Source organism: Serratia sp. BNK-33-b (genome assembly GCF_048684565.1).
GTDB classification, from domain to species: domain Bacteria; phylum Pseudomonadota; class Gammaproteobacteria; order Enterobacterales; family Enterobacteriaceae; genus Serratia; species Serratia marcescens.
In genome coordinates this window covers 289,912-309,725 of record NZ_JBLQTZ010000001.1, presented here as the reverse complement: position 1 = coordinate 309,725, position 19,814 = coordinate 289,912, and the positions used below count along the sequence as shown (strand labels likewise).

Sequence of the window (19,814 nt, the reverse complement as noted above, 5' to 3'; positions counted from 1 at the left end):
TTCTTGCTGCAGGAAACCGTTACGCCGGCAGATAGCTCAGCGCGATGCCGATAAACACCACCAGCCCGACATAGTTGTTCTGCAGGAAGGCCTTGAAGCAGGCTTCGCGCTCGCGCCCGGCGATCTGCTTCTGCTGGTGAATGAACAGCGCGCCCGCCAGCAACAGCGACCAGTAAAACGCGCCGCCGAGCTGCGCCAGATAACCAACCCACGCCAGCAGCAACAACGTCGCGAACTGCAACAGCCCGACGATCAGCTTGTCATAACGCCCGAACAGGATGGCGGTGGACTTGATGCCGATTTTCAGATCATCGTCGCGATCGACCATCGCATACAGCGTGTCATAGGCTACCGTCCAGCAGATGTTCGCCAGCAGCAGCAGCCAGCAGCTGAGCGGCAACGATTCGCTGACCGCCGCATAGCCCATCGGAATGCCCCAGCCGAACGCGGCGCCCAGTACGAACTGCGGCAGGTTGGTCACCCGCTTCATAAACGGATACACCCAGGCCAGCGCCAGCGCCGCCAGTGACAGCCAGATGGTCATCGCATTCAGCGTCAACACCAGGCAGAACGAAATCAGCACCAGCACCACGAACAGCACTTTGGCCTCTTTCGCGCTCACCCGGCCGCTCGGCATCGGCCGCCCGGCGGTGCGCTTTACGTAGCCGTCCACCGCGCGATCGGCGTAGTCATTCACCACGCAGCCGGCGGCGCGCATCAGGAACACGCCGAGCACGAACACCACCAGAATCGACAGCGGCGGCACGCCTTTCCCGGCCAGCCACAGCGCCCACAGCGTCGGCCACAACAGCAACAGCGTGCCGATCGGTTTATCAATGCGCATCAAATGGCTGTAAGCCCGCCATTTACTTTGAGTCACGCTTCCCTCCAACGTCTTGTTCTCCTCTCTTATGCAGGAACCGCTGAATACAGCGGCGAAGCCGGTAAAAACAGTTCGGTCAGCAGCAGCGGCTTGCCCGCCAGCCGCAGCCGTGAACGACGCGCCCACAGCGCGTCCTGCCGGCCGATATGGATATAGTCGCGGGTCAGATCGCCGCTGCTGAACAGATAGCGCCCGAGCGGCAGCGTCCCCAGATCCACCAGCGCCTGATCGGGGCCGGTCAGCGTATGTTCCGGGATCACCGTGCGCCCCAGCAGCCAGGGCTGGTCGTCGCCCAGCAGCACCACTTCGCGCAGCCAGTAGCGCGGGCTGTCGGGCAGGTGGTTCGCCTCGTCGCCCAGCGCCTCACGCGTGACGAAGCATTCGCGCTGCGGTTCAACGCGCACCTGGGCGCAATGGCGTTCAAATCGGCGGGTCATGGAGCCTAACTCCATCAGCCAGTCGCTGACGGCGGCGGGCGCCGGAGGATCCTGTTCGGATAACCACTCCAGCGGCGGCAGGATGGAATCCCTGATGCCAGACATTGCTTTACTCCTCGCCTGAACCGCAGCCGGTACGGCGCGCCAGACGATACAAACTGTTAACAGGCCCCCATTGTAGCGCAGAAATGCGAAAGCGGCAGGCTGATTCGTGGCGAAAACGGCAGGTCTGTCGGCCGGAAAAACCGGGGTTCTGTCATCTTTTTGCCATCCGCATTCTCTATCTTCATTTCCCGGCGCGCTGACGATTCTGTGATCGCCCGCAAAGTTTCAGCTTCCTCGCGTTGTGTTATCTACGCGCGTAGATACCCTGATACGGCAGCGTTGAATCGCCATGCGTCCGACATGATTTGTCGGCACACCTTTGTTGCCGGCACCAGGGAAACCATCTTTAACCGCGCCCCTCCAGGCGCAGAACAAAAGAGGATAGCACTGCCATGAGCGAAACAACGCTTGCCCCTTCACAGACCGCCGACGCCGCGCTGGCGGCCGATGAACGCCTGGCAACCAAAGAGGGGCGCAGCCAATTTTGGCGCGCCACCTTCTCCTGTTGGCTCGGCACCGCCATGGAATACGTCGACTTCGCGCTGTACGGCCTGGCGGCCGGCATGGTGTTCGGCGACGTGTTCTTCCCCGAAGCCACGCCGCTGGTGGCGCTGCTGGCCAGTTTCGCCACCTACTCCGTCGGCTTCGTCGCGCGGCCGATCGGCGCGCTGGTGTTCGGCTGGATCGGCGACCGCAAAGGCCGCCGCGTGGTGCTGATCACCACCGTGGCGCTAATGGGCCTCTCCACCACATTGATCGGTCTGATCCCGTCCTATGCGCAAATCGGCGTCTGGGCGCCCGCCTGCCTGGTGATCCTGCGCTTCGCGCAGGGGTTCGGCGCCGGAGCGGAGCTGTCCGGCGGGGCGGTGATGCTGGCGGAATACGCGCCGGCCAAGCGGCGCGGGCTGGTCGCGTCGATCATCGCCATCGGCTCCAACAGCGGCACCCTGCTGGCGTCGCTGGTGTGGCTGCTGGTGCTGCAGCTCGACAAGGAAGATCTGATGAGCTGGGGCTGGCGCATTCCGTTCCTCGCCAGCATTCTGATCGCCGGCGCGGCGCTGTACCTGCGCCGCCACGTGCGGGAAACGCCGGTGTTCGAACGCGAGCTGCAGCAAAACCACCAGCGCATGCTGGACGCCGCCCAGGCCGCGCCGGACTCACGCAGCTACCTGCAACGCACCAAGGCGTTCTGGGTGATGCTCGGCCTGCGCATCGGCGAAAACGGCCCCTCCTACCTGTGCCAGGGCTTTATCGTCGGCTATGTCGCCAAGGTGCTGATGGTCGATAAATCAGTGCCGGCGCTGGCGGTGCTGATCGCCTCACTGTGCGGTTTTCTGGTGATCCCGCTGGCCGGCTGGCTCTCCGATCGCTTCGGCCGCCGCATCACCTACCGGTGGTTCTGCCTGCTGCTGGTGCTGTACGCTTTCCCGGCGTTCTGGCTGCTCGACAGCCGTGAGCCGGCGATCGTCATCTCGGTGATCGTGGTCGGCATGTGCATCGCATCGCTGGGGATCTTCGGCGTACAGGCGGCCTATGGCGTCGAACTGTTCGGCGTGAAGAACCGCTACTCCAAAATGGCGTTCGCCAAGGAGCTTGGGTCGATCCTCTCCGGCGGCACCGCGCCGCTGATCGCCACCGCGCTGCTGTCCGGTTTCGGTCACTGGTGGCCTGTCGCCTGCTATTTTGTTGTAATGGCGGCCATCGGCTTAATCACCACCTTCTTTGCTCCCGAAACCCGCGGCCGCGATCTCAATCTGCCGCAGGATGCCGCGTAGCGGGAAGGCGAACAGGACCTCAATTTGGATAATCACTCCGCGCGCCGCGTTACCCGCGCCGACGTGGCTCGCATAGCGGGCACCTCCGTCGCCGTGGTCAGCTACGTGATCAACAACGGCCCTCGCCCGGTGGCGGAAGCCACCCGGCTGCGCGTGCTGGCGGCGATCGAGCAGACCGGCTACCGGCCGAACGACATCGCGCGGGCATTGGCCTCCGGCAGCACGCAAACCTATGGGCTGGTGGTGCCGGATATTTCCAATCCGTTCTTCGCCACGCTGGCGCGGGCGCTGCAGCAAGAGGCCTTCAGCCGCGGCCGCGTGCTGCTGCTGGGCGACGCCGGCGACGACCGGCAGCGCGAGTATGAGCTGATCAACAACCTGCTGCGCCGCCAGGTCGACGGCCTGCTGTACACCAGCGTCGATCGCCATCCGTGGTTCGAGCTGATCCGCGCCTCCGGCACGCCCTGCGTGATGATAGATACCATCGACAGCCAGGCCGGGGTCTGCGCCATCCGCGTCGACGAGCGCGACGCCGCCTGCCAGGCGACCCGCCATCTGCTGCAGCATGGCTATCGCGACATCGGCATTTTTATCGGCCCGCTAACCATGCTCAACGCGCAGGATCGCCTGAACGGCTGGCGCGATGCGCTGCTGGAGGCGGGCATCGCGCCGCGCGACGAGTGGATTTTCGAGGTCCCCTACACCCGCCAGGGCGGCTACCAGGCCACCCAGCGCATGGTGCAAGGCCCGCGCCCACGCGCCGTTTTCACCTCCAACGAGCAGCAGGCGCTCGGCTGCCTGTCGGCGCTGGCGGAACATGGGCTGCGCGCGCCGGACGATCTGGCGCTGATCTGTTTTAACGGCACGCAGCAATCCGAATTCAGCGTGCCGCCGCTCAGCGCGGTCGAGCAGCCGATCGACGCCATGGCCAAGCGGGCCATCGCCATGCTGGCCGCCGGCGCCGCGCCCGCCGAGCTGCATGAATTCGCTTTTCAACTGCGCATCCGCCATTCATGCGGCTGTTAGCGGATTTTCAGGACACCTTACTATGCGTTTAATCATTGATTGCGATCCCGGTAACGGCGTTCCCGGCGCCAACGTCGACGACGGTCTGGCGCTGGCCCTGGCGCTGGCGGCCAAACCGCAGCTGCAGCTGGAGCTGATCAGCATCGTGGCCGGCAATACCCCGCGCGAAGTGGGCTTCGCCGTCGCCACCGATCTGCTGGCGCAAAGCGGCTACCAGGTGCCGGTCGCCCTCGGCGCGGCGCGCGCCCTGAGCGAGCCGCCGGAGCCATGGCGCGCTCATCTGGACCGCCCAATCGCCGATCCCAAGCTGGCGGCGCTGTGGCGCGACTTGCCCGCACCCTCGCTGGCCAACGCGCCCGCACCGGACGCCGCCATCGCCATCGGCGAACTGATCTGTCGGCATCCCGGCGAGATCACGTTGGCGGCGATCGGCCCGCTGACCAACGTTGCGCACGCCATGCAGCTTTACCCGCAGATGGCGCAGGCGGTGAAAGAGATCGTGATCATGGGCGGCGTGTTCAACGTCGAAGGATACATCAAGGACACCAATTTTGGTTTGGATCCGGAAGCGGCGCGGCTGGTGTTGAACAGCGGCGCCAATATCACGCTGGCCCCGCTGGACGTCACCACCCAGACCATGCTGACCCAGGCGGATCTGGCCGCACTGACCCAGCCGGATACGCCGCTGTGCCGCTATTTGCGCGCCACCACGCAGCCGTGGATCGACTATTCGCGCTATACGCGGTGCCTGCCGGGCTGCTGGATCCATGATGCGCTGGTGATCGCCTGGCTGTTGGAACCGCAGTTGGTCACGACCGAAATGTTCCATGTGGATGTGGCGCTGGAAGGGGCGTTGACGCGCGGCAGCTCACGCCGTTGGCGGCCGGGCGGCCTGCGCCTGACGGTCGGCCTGCCGCCGCCGCAGGGCAAGCCGGTGCGCATCATGCAGCAGGTGGACAACCCCCGTCTGCTGACGCTGATCGGCGCAACGCTGGCGCGCGGATGAAAAAAGGTGCGCCAAGGCGCACCAATCATCGAGCCAGCATCGGCAGCGCCGGGTGTTACCCCTTGCCTTTAACGCTGCTGATAAACGTTTTACGCGCAGTGGTCGAGCCCAACTTCTCGGCCTCATTCATCAGCTTCAGCGCCTTGTCGATATCGCCCGCCTTCACCGCCTGCTTGATGCCGTTATTGAAGTAGCTTTCGGTATCGTTGAGCATCGGCTCCGCCGGTTTCTCCGGGGTCGGTGCCGGCGCCGCCACGGCGGCCGGTGCGGTTGATCCCACCACCACCGGCGCCACGGTCGGCGCAGGCTGCAGCATGCCGATCATCACGTTGCCGGTGCCCTGTTCCGCGGTGACCTTAAGCTTCAGCGTGCCGGTCGTCGCGTGGCCGGCGATCGGATCCGGGATATCCGGCACCGCGTTGCCCACGCCCTGCGCGTAGGCCTTGGCCGGGTTAGTCAGCTGCGTGGTTTTCGCCAAATCCTGGCGGGTGGTGTACACCAGCAGGTAAATCTGTTTTTGCCCGAGCGCCGGCGTCAGCTTCAGCGTGCCTTCGAGACGATCGGAGGACATCGCCCCCGGCGGCTGATACGGGAAATAGCTGCTCGGGTAATATGCCGCCGGGCGCAAATGCTCATCCAGCACCAGCACGCTCGGCGCGTACAGCGAATTGTTTTTGGCGAGGCTGCTCAGCGTCACTTCCAGCGAACCGCGATCGGCCGGCAGGGTATAGGCGGCGATCGCCCCCTGGATCTCGCCCTGATTGAGCTGCGGGCTGACGGCGTCGAGCTTCACTTCTTGCGACACCGGCGGCTGCAGCGGCTGCCACGGCAGGCTTTGCAGCGTGGCGGCGCTGATGGCCGGCGCGACGGAAACGTTGGCCGGCGTATCGGCGTTGGCCGCCAAAGGCACGCCGACGGTCAGCGCCAGCGACAGGCAGAGTGACAGCAGATTCTTTTTCATCGTTATATCCTCTTTCAGCACCGCGGCGGATCAGGCAAGAGATCGGGCCGCGGCGAATGCGGTTGGGGGAGAGCCGGCGGCCCTCCCCGTCCTGTCGTTACCACCAAATTTCCATCTGGGCGCCGAAGGTGACTTCGTCATCCTTGCCGCGGCTGAAGGTATGCATGCTGGTGTCGTTGTAAGCGGTGCCGGCGTTATACCCGGTGTCATCGCCGGTGGCGTAGCCCCACTTCTCATCCCACTTGGCGTAGGTGGCGAACAGGCGGATGGCCGGACGCGACCAGATGCTGTTGCCCGCCTGCCATTGCTGCGCCAGGGTCACTTTATACTGGCCGTTGCGATCGCCGGTGCGTTGGGACTTGACGTTGTCATAGCCGGCTTCCAGCAAGGTGCTCATGATCGGCGTCCATTTGTACATCGGGCGCACGCCCACGGTGTACCAGGTGGTGCCGTTGTTGTTGTCGCGGTCGATGTCCTGGAACATGGCGACATACATCAGCGCCCATTGATCGTTGAAATCGATGGCGCCGTGATCCAGCACGCGGATCATCTTGCCGTTGTTATCGATGGTGGCGCCTTCGTTGCGGCCGTTGTTCTGCGAGGTCATCGAGTCGGTGGCGTACTGCAGCACGAACTTGTTGTAACCGTTCAGGATGCTCTGCGTGTGTTCCGCGGTGAACATCCAGCCATCTTTGCTGGCACCGTCGGCCAGGCGGTAGTTATCCTGCGCATTGGCGCGGCCGTAGTCCACGCCCAGCTCCAGGGTGCCGCCCGGGTTCAACTCCAGGCCGGCCAGACGCAGGTCGAAAGTGTCGTTGACGGTCGGACGCTGTTTCCATTCGTTATCCAGATAGCCGTAAGAGCCGCCGGATTCGGAGTTGCGGGTCACGGCGGCGGACAGCTTGCCGAAGCCCAGATCGATGTTTTCCAGACCGGCGCCCGGGCCGGAGATATCCCAGTAGTAGAAGTCGATCATGTGAACGTCATGACGCTGATAGAAACGCTTACCGGCCCACAGCGTGGAGCCCGGCAGCCACTCGATCAGGTTTTTACCCTGCACGTTCACTTCGCGGAAGCCCGGCGTCACGTCTTCCCAGTCGGAACGCTGCGAGACCGAATAGGCCAGGTTAGTGTCGAAATAGAAGCTCTTGTCGCCTTCTTTCCACACTTCCTGCCCCAGTTTCAGTTCGGCGTAGGTTTCGCATTCGTTGCCGAGACGGTATTTGCTCGCGGCGCCGGTGGCCTTGAAGCACTGTTGCTCACCGCCGCTGCCGGTCCAGCCGATGCCGGAACGGGCGTAACCGTGGAAATCCACGGCCAGCGCCTGAGTAGAGAGAACACCGGCGGCGACAGCCAGTGCCAGAGGAAGTTTGCGCAGAGTAGTCATCATTATTCTCCTGTTATACCGACTTTGATGCTTTAAACGCCCGGCTCCTGGTGCAGCCGTTTACATGCCGTACCGTCTTCACGGAACAGATGGCAGCGGTGAGGCGGCAGGCCGATGGCGAATGTGGCACCTTCTTCTACCAGCACCACGTCGTTCTGGCGGTACACCAGGTTTTGACGGATGGCCGGGATTTGGATGTGGATTTGCGTCTCGTTACCGAGCTGCTCCACCACCTGTACGTCGCCGGTAAGCCGCACTTCAGAGGCTTCGCCGGGCAGCAGATGTTCGGGACGAATGCCCAGTGACAGGTTGGCGCCGGGCTGAACGCCCGCGCCTTCCACCGGCAGCCAGACCAGTTGGCGGTTGGGCAGTTCGACCTGCACCTGTCGCGGCTCCGCCGCGGTGACCTTGACCGGCAGGAAGTTCATCTTCGGCGAACCGATGAACCCGGCGACGAAGCGGTTGGCCGGGTAGTGGTACAGTTCCAGCGGCTTGCCGACCTGCGCCACGCGACCGGCGTCGAGCACCACGATCTTGTCGGCCAGCGTCATCGCTTCGACCTGATCGTGAGTGACGTAAATCATGGTGCGCTGCAGGCGCTTGTGCAGACGGGAGATCTCGATGCGCATCTGCACCCGCAGCGCGGCATCGAGGTTGGACAGCGGTTCGTCGAGCAGGAATACGTCCGGCTCGGCCACCAGCGTGCGGCCGATCGCCACACGCTGACGCTGCCCGCCGGACAGCGCCTTCGGCCGCCGATCGAGCAGGTGCGCCAGCTGCAGCACCTCGGAGACCTGGTTCACCCGTTGATTGATTTCCGCTTTCCTGGCGCCGGCCAGCTTCAGGCCGAACGACATGTTGTCCGCCACCGACAGGTGCGGATACAGCGCGTAGGACTGGAACACCATGCCGATGCCGCGCTCGGAAGGCGGCACCTCATTCATACGTTTCTCGCCGATCAGCAGGTCGCCGGAGGTGATGTCCTCCAGCCCGGCGATCATGCGCAGCAGCGTCGATTTGCCGCAGCCCGACGGCCCGACAAACACCACAAACTCGCCGTCTTCGATAGTCAGATTGACGTCTTTGGAAATCACGGCCTCACCGAAGGCCTTATAAACGCTGCGCAGTGTCACGCTAGCCATGCGTTACTCCCCTGCTTTCGCAGTTAACATGTCGTGTGAAAATGGCGGAGGCAAAGCCCGCCAAAACCCATTGATGACCCTCTTGCTGCGCGCCGTGCTGCCATGCCAACGGCAAGGTCGCCTCAGACGGCGCGGCCGCCTGAGTATAAGGCTGCAGGTTTATCAGCGCTTCAAGGCATTGATCCTGATGGGTAATAAGTAAGCGCACCACGCCGTCCCGCTGGCTGACCGCGTTCAGCTCGCCGCGCTGGATGAGCGGCGAACGGCGCAGGGCCAACAGCGCCTGGCAGTAACGTAAGGTGGAGTGGCTGTCGTGCTGTTGGCGGCTGATGGCCAATGCGCGGTGTTCGATCGCCACCTGCTGATACCAGCTGATCTCCCCGGCGGTGACCTGTTCGGGGGCTTCATGCCACGGCATTGGCGTTTGCGCGCCGCGCGGATCCTGCAGGCCGGCGGCATGCGGCAGTCCCAGCTCTTCGCCCTGATACAGGCAGATCGGCGCCGGCAACATCGCCAACAGCGTCAAAAAGGCGGCGGCGGAACGCAGGTCGCCCTGCCCCCAGCGGCTGACCACCCGAGGCTGATCGGCGTCGCCGGTGCTCCACAGGCTGTCCGCCAACGTGGCGCGGCGAGCGTGCAGCACCGCCACCAGCTTTTCCGCGCTGAACGGCATCACGTCGAGCGCCAGCGCGCCGTGGGCGAACCGCTGCGGTGCGACGGCATTGCGAACGCGGTTGGCGTCATCGCCGTACCACAGCGTCAGCCCTTCGCCCGTCACCGTCGCCTCGGCCTCCGGCGCCAACGTCTGCGGCAGCAACAGACCGTCGATCGACAGCGCTTTCAGGTATGGCAGCGCCGCCAGCATGCCGAGCGCGTCGCCCACGCCGTCCCCGTTTCCGTCACGGAAACTGGCCGGATGGATCCGGTACAGGGTGGGCTGAGTGGCGATAGGCATTGACGACATAAATCCGGTATCCCTGCAGCGCGTGGCGTTAAAAATCGATGGGCCGATAGTGCGGGAGTCGCCGGAAAGGGTAATCATCCGTAACAGGATTTTTCATGGGGGAGGAGGCGGGAGGATGAGAGAACGACCGCGGCGATGAGAAGTTCCGCGCTTGAGGCAAATCTGTGATCCGGCTGGCAAAAATCGCCCCCCTATTTTGTGCCTGACGCCACAGAATAGAGCACAACGTTAACTGGATCACACTCCTCATCTCAGGGGCGTAGAGGGGGGGAGGATGAGAATATGTCGCGTTGTGACCCACTATTACCGCGAAACGTCTCTCCTTGATTTATGTGCCCACAAAAAGAAGGACTGGATTATGACTCGCAGCATTACCCTCGCCCGCACGCTGGCGCTCTCGGCACTGGCCACCCTGGTGCTCTCTTCTTCCGCCTTCGCCAAGATTGAGGAAGGCAAACTGGTTATCTGGATCAACGGCGACAAGGGCTATAACGGCCTGGCGGAAGTCGGCAAGAAATTCGAAAAAGACACCGGCATCAAGGTCACCGTCGAGCACCCGGACAAGCTGGAAGAAAAATACCCTCAGGTGGCCGCCACCGGCGACGGTCCTGACATCATTTTCTGGGCCCACGACCGCTTCGGCGGCTATGCGCAGTCCGGCCTGCTGGCCGAAATCCACCCGTCCAAAGCCTTCCAGGACAAGCTGTTCCCGTTCACCTGGGACGCCGTGCGTTATGACGGCAAGCTGATCGGCTATCCGATCGCCGTCGAAGCGCTGTCGCTGATTTACAACAAGGACCTGGTCAAACAGCCGCCGAAGACCTGGGAAGAGATCCCGGCGCTGGACAAACAGCTGCGCGCCGGCGGCAAGAGCGCCATCATGTGGAACCTGCAGGAACCCTACTTCACCTGGCCTATCATCGCCGCCGACGGCGGTTATGCCTTCAAGTATGAAAACGGCAAATACAACATCAAGGATGTCGGCGTGGCCAACGCCGGTTCGCAGGCCGGCCTGCAGTTCATCGTCGATCTGGTGAAAAACAAACACATCAACGCCGATACCGACTACTCGATCGCCGAAGCCGCGTTCAACAAAGGCCAGACCGCGATGACCATCAACGGGCCGTGGGCCTGGAACAACATCGAGCAGAGCAAAATCAACTACGGCGTGACGCTGCTGCCGACCTTCAAAGGCAAGCCGTCCAAACCGTTCGTCGGCGTGCTGACCGCCGGCATCAACGCCGCCAGCCCGAATAAAGAGCTGGCGACCGAGTTCCTCGAGAACTACCTGCTGACCAACGAAGGGCTGGCGGACGTCAACAAAGACAAACCGCTGGGCGCGGTGGCGCTGAAGTCCTATCAGGAAGCGCTGGCCAAAGATCCGAAGATCGCCGCCACCATGCAGAACTCGCAAAACGGGGAAATCATGCCGAACATCCCACAGATGAGCGCCTTCTGGTACGCCGAACGCAGCGCGGTGATCAACGCCGTCAGCGGCCGTCAGACGGTGAAAGCCGCGCTGGACGACGTACAGACCCGTATCACCAAGTAACGACGTCGTGCGGGGCGCCGTGGCGCCCCGCCGTTGCTTCACAGAAAGGAACGCCCTATGCAATTCGCTCACGCCGGGACGCCCGCGCGTAAAAAATCGAAGTGGTGGCAAAGCGACGCGCTGAAATGGCTGGTGGTCGGCCTGTTCAGCCTGGTGACCTGCTACCTGATTGTGTTGATGTATGCACAGGGTGAATACCTGTTCGCCATCCTGACGCTGATCCTGGTCAGCGCCGGGCTTTACGTCTTCGCCAACCGCCGCGCCTACGCCTGGCGCTATGTGTATCCCGGCATCGCCGGCATGGGGCTGTTCGTCCTGTTCCCGCTGATCTGCACCATCGCCATCGCCTTTACCAACTACAGCAGCACCAACCAGCTGACCTTTGAGCGCGCGCAATCGGTGCTGATGCAACGCCAGTTCCAGAGTGGCAAAACCTTCACCTTCGGCCTCTACCCGGCGGAAAATCAGCAGTGGCGCCTGCAGCTGACGCCACCGGACAGTGAACAGCCGCTGCTCTCCGAGCCTTTCCGCCTCGACGCCGCGGCGCCGCAAACCCTGACATTGACCACACAGAGCGCCGCGCCGCAGGGCGAGCGCGCCACGCTGCGGGTGATCACCCAGAACCGGCAGGCGCTGAGCCAGCTGGTGGCGCAACTGCCCGACGGCGGTGAATTGCGCATGAGTTCACTGCGCCAGTTCTCCGGCACCCGTCCGCTGTATGCGCTGGACAAAGACGGCAGTACGCTGACCAATAACCAGACCCAGGTGCGCTACCGGCCGAACGGCGACATCGGCTTCTATCAGGCGATCAACGCCGACGGCGGCTGGGCGCAGGAAACCCTGAGCCCGGGCTATACCGTCACCACCGGCTGGAAAAACTTCCTGCGGGTGCTGCAGGACGAGGGCATCAAGAAACCGTTCGTATCGATCTTCATCTGGACCATCGTGTTCTCGGTGATGACGGTGATCCTCACCGTGGCGGTCGGCATGGTGCTGGCCTGCGTGGTGCAGTGGGAGGCGCTGAAAGGCAAGGCGATCTACCGCGTGCTGCTGATCCTGCCCTATGCGGTGCCGTCGTTCATCTCGATCCTGATCTTCAAAGGGTTGTTCAACCAGAGCTTCGGCGAAATCAACATGATGCTCAGCCATCTGTTCGGCATCAAACCCGCCTGGTTCAGCGATCCGCTCACCGCCAAGAGCATGATCCTGATCGTCAACACCTGGCTCGGCTACCCGTACATGATGATCCTGTGCATGGGGCTGCTGAAAGCGATCCCGGACGATCTGTACGAGGCCTCGGCGATGGACGGCGCCAACCCGTGGCAAAACTTCTTCCGCATCACCTTACCGCTGCTGATCAAGCCGCTGACGCCGCTGATGATCGCCAGCTTCGCCTTCAACTTTAACAACTTCGTGCTGATCCAGCTGCTGACCAACGGCGGCCCGGACATGATCGGCACCACTACGCCGGCCGGCTATACCGATCTGCTGGTCAGCTACACCTACCGCATCGCCTTCGAAGGCGGCGGCGGACAAGACTTCGGCCTGGCGGCCGCCATCGCCACGCTGATCTTCCTGCTGGTGGGCGCGCTGGCGATCCTGAATTTGAAAGCCAGCAAGATGAACTTTGATTAGGGAGAATAACGATGGCCATGGTTCAACCCAAATCCCAGCGCCTGCGCCTGTGGATCACCCATATCTTGATGCTGTGCTTTATCGCCCTGATCATGTTTCCGCTGCTGATGGTGGTCGCCATCTCGCTGCGCTCCGGCAACTTCGCCACCGGCAGCCTGATACCGGAAACCCTCTCTTGGGATCACTGGCGGCTGGCGCTTGGCTTCAGCGTCACCCACGCCGACGGCAGCGTGACGCCGCCGCCGTTCCCGGTGCTGCTGTGGCTGTGGAACTCCATCAAGATCGCGGCGATCACCGCCATCGGCATCGTGACGCTGTCCACCACCTGCGCCTACGCCTTCGCACGCATGCGTTTTCGCGGCAAGAGCACGTTGCTGAAAAGCATGCTGATCTTCCAGATGTTCCCGGCGGTGCTGTCGCTGGTGGCGCTGTACGCCCTGTTCGATCGCCTGGGCCAGTACATTCCGTTTATCGGCCTGAACACCCACGGCGGCGTGATTTTCGCCTACATGGGCGGCATCGCGCTGCACGTCTGGACCATCAAGGGCTATTTCGAAACTATCGACAATTCGCTGGAAGAAGCGGCGGCGCTGGATGGCGCCACGCCGTGGCAGGCATTCCGTCTGGTGCTGTTGCCGCTGTCGGTGCCGATTCTGGCGGTGGTATTCATTCTGTCATTTATCGCCGCCATCACCGAAGTGCCGGTGGCGTCGCTGCTGCTGCGCGATGTGAACAGCTACACGCTGGCGGTGGGGATGCAGCAATATCTCAACCCGCAGAACTACCTGTGGGGCGACTTCGCCGCCGCCGCGGTGCTGTCGGCGATACCGATTACCGCCGTGTTCCTGCTGGCGCAGCGCTGGCTGGTGGGCGGCCTGACGGCCGGCGGCGTGAAGGGGTAATTTGTGCCACTGCAGTGCGTTTGATGTTTTTCCTTATCTTTTACCCTATGGATTTCAAGTTACAGCGAGGCGACCAGCTCGCTAAGCCCAGGCGCTTACTTCAGTAAGTAACTGGGGTTAGCGAGTGCAGTCAACAACGCTGTCGCTTGAAAGACGACGGGTAATTATATCCTGTGTCTTTGGCGGCCTTTGGCCGCCATTTTTATCGCTACTCCCGTTTCAGCCGATCGGTATTGGCCAGATAGAGCGTCACCACCAGCACCAATATCGCCGCGGCGTAGATCAGGGTATCGATGGGGTTTTTGTGGTCCACGATAATCAAACGAATAATCGCGGTAATGCCAATGTAAATAAAATAGCGCAGCGGGAAATGATAACCCGACTCAAAATACTTGACGATCAAGGCGATAAATTCAAAGTACAGGAAATAAATCACGATGCCTTCAATCAACAGGTAAGAAGACGACTCTTCGCTGTTGATAAATAACACCTTCGCCAGATGGATGGTTTCCTTGACCAGAAACACCACCAGAATTGCCGCCAGCAGCAACAAGCCCACGTTCAGCACTCGCTGCAGCCCCTTCGCTATCATGATCGAACGCGACGTTTTTGCCATAAAACCTCTCTCTGAATACCGCTTATATGATTCAACCCTGCCAATATAGGCATTGTCCTAAAAATTCCGTCCCAGGTGAAAGCACTTTAAACCCCATTTAATTCATCACGTTATAATAAGATGTTTCTGCCTTATAGATTTGTAGCAAATCGAAATGTCAACTATCATGGGTCACAGAGATCTTTACATAAAACCAATAACCTCGAATTAACAAGGGAATTCTTTATGCGCGCTAAACTTAACGGACTGGTCGCTGCGGGCCTGTTTACCTGTGCATTGTCCGGCCACGCCGCCGGCCTGGTAGCCCCTGACAACGATCTGCGTAACGATCTCGCCTGGTTGTCTGACCGCGGCGTCATCAACGTCAGCCTGTCCACCTGGCCGCTGAGTCAGGAAGAGATCAGTTCCGTTATCGCGCAGGCCAAGCCGGTGACCAACACCGAGAAAAACGTCATCGACCGCGTGCAGCGCCGTGTCGATGCTCTGAAAGCCAACATCCGCGTCAGCGGTTACGCGTCGACCGATAAACCCGGCACCCCGCAGGGCTTCGGCCAAAACGAGTACGCCGACGATCGCCTGACCATCGGCGCCGGCGCCAACGGCGAGTTCTGGGACGTGCGTCTGCAGGGCTCGGTGGAAGGCGATCAGCGCGTCAGCGACGGTTCCAAATTCAACATGAACGGCTCCTACGGCGCAGTGAAAATCTGGAACCAATGGCTCTCCTTCGGCGAGGTTTCCCAGTGGTGGGGCCCGGGTTACGACGGCAGTCTGATCCGCTCCGACGCCGCGCGCCCGGTGGCCGGCTTTATGCTGCAGCGCGCCGACCAATCGCCGTTTGAAACCCCGTGGCTGTCGTGGATCGGCCGCTGGCAATACCAGCTGTCCGCCGGCCAGCTGTCGCAATACGCAGCCGTACCGGACACCAAGCTGATCGGTGGCCGCCTGACCATGATGCCGACCGACTTTCTGGAGCTGGGCGCTTCACGCGTCATGATGTGGGGTGGTGATGGCCGTCCGCACTCCTGGAGTTCCTTCTGGGATGGCGTAACCGGCAACGATAACACCGGCGATCCGAAAAACGATCCGGGCAACCAGTTGGGCGGTTTTGACTTCAAACTCAAGCTGCAGCCGCTCATCGGCATGCCGGTCAGCTTTTATGGCCAGATCACCGGTGAAGATGAAGCAGGCATGTTGCCTTCGCATAACGCTTACATGCTGGGGCTTGAAGGCCATCCGGAATGGGGCCCGACCACGATCAACTGGCATATCGAAGGTTCTGATACCCGCTCTAACGGCAACGCCAACAACGTGATGTACAACCACTACATCTATCGGGGCGGTTACTACCAGCAAGGTTATCCGCTGGGCCACGCGATGGGCGGCGACGGCCAGATGCTGTCCGGGCGCGTGGAAATGGTGCTGGACGATGGCCAACGTTGGAGCACCCGTCTGGTGTACGCCAAGGTGAACCCGAACAACCAAACCATCAACCGGGCGTTCCCGCGTTCCGATACGCTGAAAGGCATTCAGCTCGGCTGGGGTTACAGCTTCGATTCTCAGGTTAAGTTCGATACCAGCCTGTGGTACACCGACAGCGATCACAGCACCGCCGATGACGTGGGTGCAGGCATCAGCTTCGAAGTGCCGATCAACCTGTAATTTTTTGCAGACGTAAAAAAACCCGCCGCGGCGGGTTTTTTATTGGCTTCAGCTCAGGCGCTTAGCGCCATTCCTTGAAGCGGTTGATCAGCGCATTGGTCGAGCTGTCGTGGCTGCTGATTTTCTCACTGCCCGCCAGCTCCGGCAGGATGCGGTTAGCCAGCTGTTTGCCCAGCTCCACGCCCCACTGATCGAAGGTGAAGATGTTCAGGATCGCGCCCTGGGTGAAGATCTTGTGCTCATACAGCGCGATCAGGCTGCCCAGGCTGAACGGGGTGATTTCGCGCAGCAGGATCGAGTTGGTCGGCCGGTTGCCTTCAAACACCTTGAACGGCGCCACGTGCTTGACCTGCTCAGGAGTTTTGCCCTGCGCCGCGAACTCGGCTTCCACCACTTCCAGCGACTTGCCGAACGCCAGCGCTTCGGTCTGAGCGAAGAAGTTGGACAGCAGTTTGGCGTGATGATCGCCCAGCGGGTTATGGCTGATGGCCGGCGCGATGAAATCGCACGGCACCAGCTTGGTGCCCTGGTGGATCAACTGATAGAACGCATGCTGGCCGTTGGTGCCCGGCTCGCCCCAAATGATGGGACCGGTCTGGTAATCCACCGGGTTGCCGTTGCGATCGACGTACTTGCCGTTGGATTCCATGTTGCCCTGCTGGAAGTAAGCGGCAAAACGGTGCATGTACTGATCGTACGGCAGAATGGCTTCGGTTTCGGCGCCAAAGAAGTTGTTGTACCAAATACCGATCAGCGCCAGCAACACCGGCAGGTTTTTCTCCGCCGACGTTTCGGCGAAGTGCTTGTCCATGGCGTGCGCGCCGCTCAGCAGCTGCTCGAAGTTGTCATAACCGATGGACAGCGCAATCGACAAACCGATCGCCGACCACAGGGAGTAGCGGCCGCCGACCCAGTCCCAGAATTCGAACATGTTGTCGGTATCGATGCCGAACTCAGCCACCGCTTTGCCGTTGGTGGACAGCGCGGCGAAGTGCTTGGCCACGTGCTGTTGATCGGCGGCGCTGCTCAGGAACCAGTCGCGCGCGCTGTGGGCGTTGGTCATGGTTTCCTGAGTGGTGAAGGTTTTGGAGGCCACCAGGAACAGCGTGGTTTCCGGATTCAGCGGCTGCAGCGTTTCGGCGATGTGGGTGCCGTCGACGTTGGAGACGAAGTGCATGTTCAGGTGGTTTTTATAAGGGCGCAGCGCTTCGGTCACCATGTATGGGCCGAGATCCGAACCGCCGATGCCGATGTTCACCACATCGGTGATCGGCTTGCCGGTGTAGCCTTTCCACTCGCCGCCGATGACGCGCGCGCAGAACTGTTTGATCTTGGCCAATACCGCGTTCACTTCCGGCATCACGTCTTTGCCGTCGACCAGGATCGGGCTGTTGCTGCGGTTGCGCAGGGCAATATGCAGCACCGCGCGATCTTCAGTGCGGTTGATTTTCTCACCGGCGAACATCGATTTGATGGCGCCTTGCAGATCGGTTTCTTTCGCCAGCGCCTGCAGCTTCTCCAGGGTTTCCTGCGTGATGCGGTTCTTGGAATAGTCCACCAACATTTGGTCGTTGAAGGTCGCGGAGAACCTGGAGAAACGATCGCTGTCCTGGGCGAACAGGTCGGCGATCCGTACGTCTTTCATCTGTGCATAATGTTGCTGCAGGGCTTGCCAAGCAGCGGTTTGACTAGGATTGATATTTTTCATAGCAACACTCTTAGGCTTGAGAATAAAAATGACGCGTTTGTCCGATTGTAGCCTGTTCGACTGTGATTATGATCTCTTTTCTTGCGATAGGCGCTAACTGTCAACGCATTGCCGCCTCGTTTCAGCTTTCACTCTATACTTTTGGCTAACGGCCTGTTATCGGGGTTGCCGAATTGTCATCAGGCTGTGTCATCGTCGCTTATTTCGTCATTTGAAAGGGATCTCGCTTATGGAATTATCCGCCCCGCTCATGTTGGTGCTTATCGGTCTGGCGTCGCTGCTGGCGCAGTGGCTGGCCTGGTTGCTGCGCCTGCCGGCCATTTTGCCGCTGCTGCTGTTCGGCATCGTGCTCGGCCCGACGGTGCATCTGGTGCAGCCGGATCTGCTGTTCGGCGATCTGCTGTTTCCGCTGGTGTCGCTGTCGGTGGCGATCATCCTGTTCGAGGGGGCGCTGACGCTGCGCTTCGAGGAGATACGCGGCCTCGGCGGCGTGGTGCGCAACCTGGTCACCGTCGGCATGCTGGTCACCTTTCTGGTCATCAGCCTCGCCAGCTGGTGGCTGCTGGATTTCCCGCCGGAGCTGGCGGCGCTGATCGGCGCGGTGACGGTAGTGACCGGGCCGACGGTGATCGCCCCGCTGATGCGCGTGGTGCGGCCGAACGCCAACATTAACCAGGTGTTGCGTTGGGAAGGGATCGTCATCGATCCGGTCGGCGCCATCTTCACCCTGCTGGTGTTCGAGTTTATCGTGCTGAAGCAGAATGCGGAGTCCTATACCCACCTGTTTTGGACGCTGGGCGTGACCGCCGCCGTCGGCCTGATCGCCGGCGCGCTGTTCGGCTATCTGCTCGGCCTGGCGCTGCGCCGCGTCTGGCTGCCGCGCTATCTGCAGAACCTGGCGGTGCTGGCAATCATGCTGACCGCCTTCGGCGTTTCCAACGCCATCGCCGACGAATCCGGCCTGCTGACCGTCACGGTGATGGGCATCTGGCTGGCCAACATGCGCGACGTGGACACCAGCGATATTCTGGCGTTCAAAGAGGAGCTGTCGGCGATCCTGATCTCGGCGCTGTTCATCATTCTGGCGGCGCGGCTCGACATCCAGGCGCTGTGGCACATGGGCTGGCCGCTGCTCCTGCTGCTGCTGGCGGTGCAGTTCATCGCCCGGCCGCTGTGCATCGCGGTGTCGACCTGGCGCTCTTCCCTGCACTGGCGCGATCGGCTGCTGCTGTGCTGGATCGCCCCGCGCGGCATCGTCGCCGCGGCGGTCAGCTCGCTGTTCGCGTTGACGCTGCAGCGCAGCGGCTATCAGGGCGCCGACCGGCTGGTGACCGTGGTGTTCGCCATCATCATCGGCACCGTGGTGTTGCAAAGCCTGACCAGCGGCATGATGGCGCGCTGGCTGCGGGTGCAGCAGCAGAAACCGCGCGGCGTGCTGATCGTCGGCGCCAACAGCGTGGCGCGCATGCTGGCGCAGGCGCTGATCAAGCTGAACGTGCCGGTGATCGTCACCGACAGCAGCTGGGAATACTACCGTCAGGCGCGCATGGACGGCATTCCGGCCTACTATGGCCACGCCTACTCCGAACACGCCGAGAACTATCTCGATCTGAGCAATATCGCCCAGGTGCTGGCGCTGTCGCCCAATCGTCACCAAAACGCGCTGGCCGTCTATCACTTCGGCCACCTCTTCGGCGAGGATCACGTGTTCGCCATTCGTTCGGGGGCACCGTTGAAAGGGCGCGGCGCCAGCGCGGAAAGTTCGCGTTTCCGCCGGCATGAAATTTTATTTAATCAGGAAGCCACCTACGGCCGCCTGAGCAGCCTGCTCGCCAGAGGGGCCACCATCAAAGCGACCAAATTGAACGAAAATTTCGGTTGGCTGGAGTATTTGGAGAAACATCAGGGCGTTATTCCGCTATTCAGCCAAAAGGAAGACGGTTCTCTGCAACCGATTGGCGCCGGTTCCACGCCCGCGATGCCCTGTACGCTTATCGCGCTGGTGCAAGATGAAAATCCCTCACCGTCTGTACGTTGACAGAATGGCGATAACCGG

At 61.5% G+C, this 19,814-nt stretch carries 16 protein-coding genes; 8 read left to right on the top strand and 8 right to left on the bottom strand.

Annotation, left to right across the window (positions count from 1 at the left end; all coding sequences use genetic code 11):
• Positions 1-19: 19 nt before the first annotated feature.
• Positions 20-892, bottom strand: a complete 873-nt coding sequence (ubiA, locus tag ACMGGK_RS01440) for a 4-hydroxybenzoate octaprenyltransferase (RefSeq protein WP_028127548.1) — start codon at positions 890-892, stop codon at positions 20-22.
• A gap of 17 nt (positions 893-909) precedes the next feature.
• Positions 910-1,425: a chorismate lyase gene (ubiC, locus tag ACMGGK_RS01435; protein WP_033651214.1), complete on the bottom strand. Its 516-nt coding sequence runs from the start codon at positions 1,423-1,425 to the stop codon at positions 910-912.
• A 392-nt stretch (positions 1,426-1,817) separates the two neighbouring features.
• Between ubiC and ACMGGK_RS01430 the strand changes: the two genes are divergently transcribed.
• The 3 genes from ACMGGK_RS01430 to ACMGGK_RS01420 are packed head-to-tail and all read left to right on the top strand — an operon-like array spanning position 1,818 to position 5,232.
• A complete protein-coding gene (locus tag ACMGGK_RS01430) occupies positions 1,818-3,200 on the top strand; it encodes an MFS transporter (protein WP_016930279.1) in 1,383 nt (460 codons plus the stop codon).
• A 24-nt stretch (positions 3,201-3,224) separates the two neighbouring features.
• Positions 3,225-4,226: a LacI family DNA-binding transcriptional regulator gene (locus ACMGGK_RS01425; RefSeq protein WP_033639262.1), complete on the top strand. Its 1,002-nt coding sequence runs from the start codon at positions 3,225-3,227 to the stop codon at positions 4,224-4,226.
• Between the two features lie 22 nt (positions 4,227-4,248).
• Complete coding sequence (locus tag ACMGGK_RS01420) at positions 4,249-5,232, top strand: nucleoside hydrolase (protein ID WP_206194979.1); 984 nt, start codon at positions 4,249-4,251, stop codon at positions 5,230-5,232.
• A gap of 55 nt (positions 5,233-5,287) precedes the next feature.
• On the opposite strand, the gene malM is transcribed toward ACMGGK_RS01420, so the two are convergent.
• From malM to ACMGGK_RS01400, 4 genes are all read right to left on the bottom strand, one after another.
• Complete coding sequence (gene malM, locus ACMGGK_RS01415; protein ID WP_079450119.1) at positions 5,288-6,193, bottom strand: maltose operon protein MalM; 906 nt, start codon at positions 6,191-6,193, stop codon at positions 5,288-5,290.
• 97 nt (positions 6,194-6,290) lie between these two features.
• Positions 6,291-7,580 carry a maltoporin gene (locus tag ACMGGK_RS01410; protein ID WP_028127550.1) on the bottom strand — a complete coding sequence of 430 codons (1,290 nt, stop codon included), beginning with the start codon at positions 7,578-7,580 and terminating at the stop codon, positions 6,291-6,293.
• A 32-nt stretch (positions 7,581-7,612) separates the two neighbouring features.
• Positions 7,613-8,722, bottom strand: a complete 1,110-nt coding sequence (gene malK, locus ACMGGK_RS01405; protein ID WP_033639259.1) for a maltose/maltodextrin ABC transporter ATP-binding protein MalK — start codon at positions 8,720-8,722, stop codon at positions 7,613-7,615.
• Entirely contained in the window at positions 8,715-9,686 is a 972-nt protein-coding gene (locus tag ACMGGK_RS01400; protein WP_049299931.1) for an alpha-amylase family glycosyl hydrolase, read from the bottom strand. The genes malK and ACMGGK_RS01400 overlap by 8 nt, the downstream gene beginning before the upstream one ends.
• 358 nt (positions 9,687-10,044) lie before the next feature.
• On the opposite strand from ACMGGK_RS01400, the gene malE reads away from it, so the two are divergent.
• The 3 genes from malE to malG are packed head-to-tail and all read left to right on the top strand — an operon-like array spanning position 10,045 to position 13,775.
• On the top strand, positions 10,045-11,238 hold the full coding sequence (malE, locus tag ACMGGK_RS01395) for a maltose/maltodextrin ABC transporter substrate-binding protein MalE (protein WP_016930286.1): 1,194 nt from the start codon (positions 10,045-10,047) through the stop codon (positions 11,236-11,238).
• Between the two features lie 57 nt (positions 11,239-11,295).
• A complete protein-coding gene (gene malF, locus ACMGGK_RS01390) occupies positions 11,296-12,873 on the top strand; it encodes a maltose ABC transporter permease MalF (RefSeq protein ID WP_016930287.1) in 1,578 nt (525 codons plus the stop codon).
• An 11-nt stretch (positions 12,874-12,884) separates the two neighbouring features.
• On the top strand, positions 12,885-13,775 hold the full coding sequence (malG, locus tag ACMGGK_RS01385; RefSeq protein WP_004936696.1) for a maltose ABC transporter permease MalG: 891 nt from the start codon (positions 12,885-12,887) through the stop codon (positions 13,773-13,775).
• A 208-nt stretch (positions 13,776-13,983) separates the two neighbouring features.
• Here the strand turns inward: malG and psiE are convergent, their stop codons facing one another.
• On the bottom strand, positions 13,984-14,391 hold the full coding sequence (gene psiE / locus ACMGGK_RS01380) for a phosphate-starvation-inducible protein PsiE (RefSeq protein WP_015379238.1): 408 nt from the start codon (positions 14,389-14,391) through the stop codon (positions 13,984-13,986).
• 225 nt (positions 14,392-14,616) lie between these two features.
• Here psiE and ACMGGK_RS01375 point away from each other — a divergent pair, with 225 nt between their 5' ends.
• Positions 14,617-16,050 (top strand): capsule assembly Wzi family protein, encoded by a 1,434-nt coding sequence (locus tag ACMGGK_RS01375; protein ID WP_016930288.1) that lies wholly within the window; start codon positions 14,617-14,619, stop codon positions 16,048-16,050.
• A 61-nt stretch (positions 16,051-16,111) separates the two neighbouring features.
• On the opposite strand, the gene pgi is transcribed toward ACMGGK_RS01375, so the two are convergent.
• On the bottom strand, positions 16,112-17,758 hold the full coding sequence (gene pgi, locus ACMGGK_RS01370; protein ID WP_143778446.1) for a glucose-6-phosphate isomerase: 1,647 nt from the start codon (positions 17,756-17,758) through the stop codon (positions 16,112-16,114).
• A gap of 229 nt (positions 17,759-17,987) precedes the next feature.
• Between pgi and ACMGGK_RS01365 the strand changes: the two genes are divergently transcribed.
• Positions 17,988-19,796 carry a cation:proton antiporter gene (locus tag ACMGGK_RS01365; protein WP_028128300.1) on the top strand — a complete coding sequence of 603 codons (1,809 nt, stop codon included), beginning with the start codon at positions 17,988-17,990 and terminating at the stop codon, positions 19,794-19,796.
• Positions 19,797-19,814 lie beyond the last annotated feature (18 nt).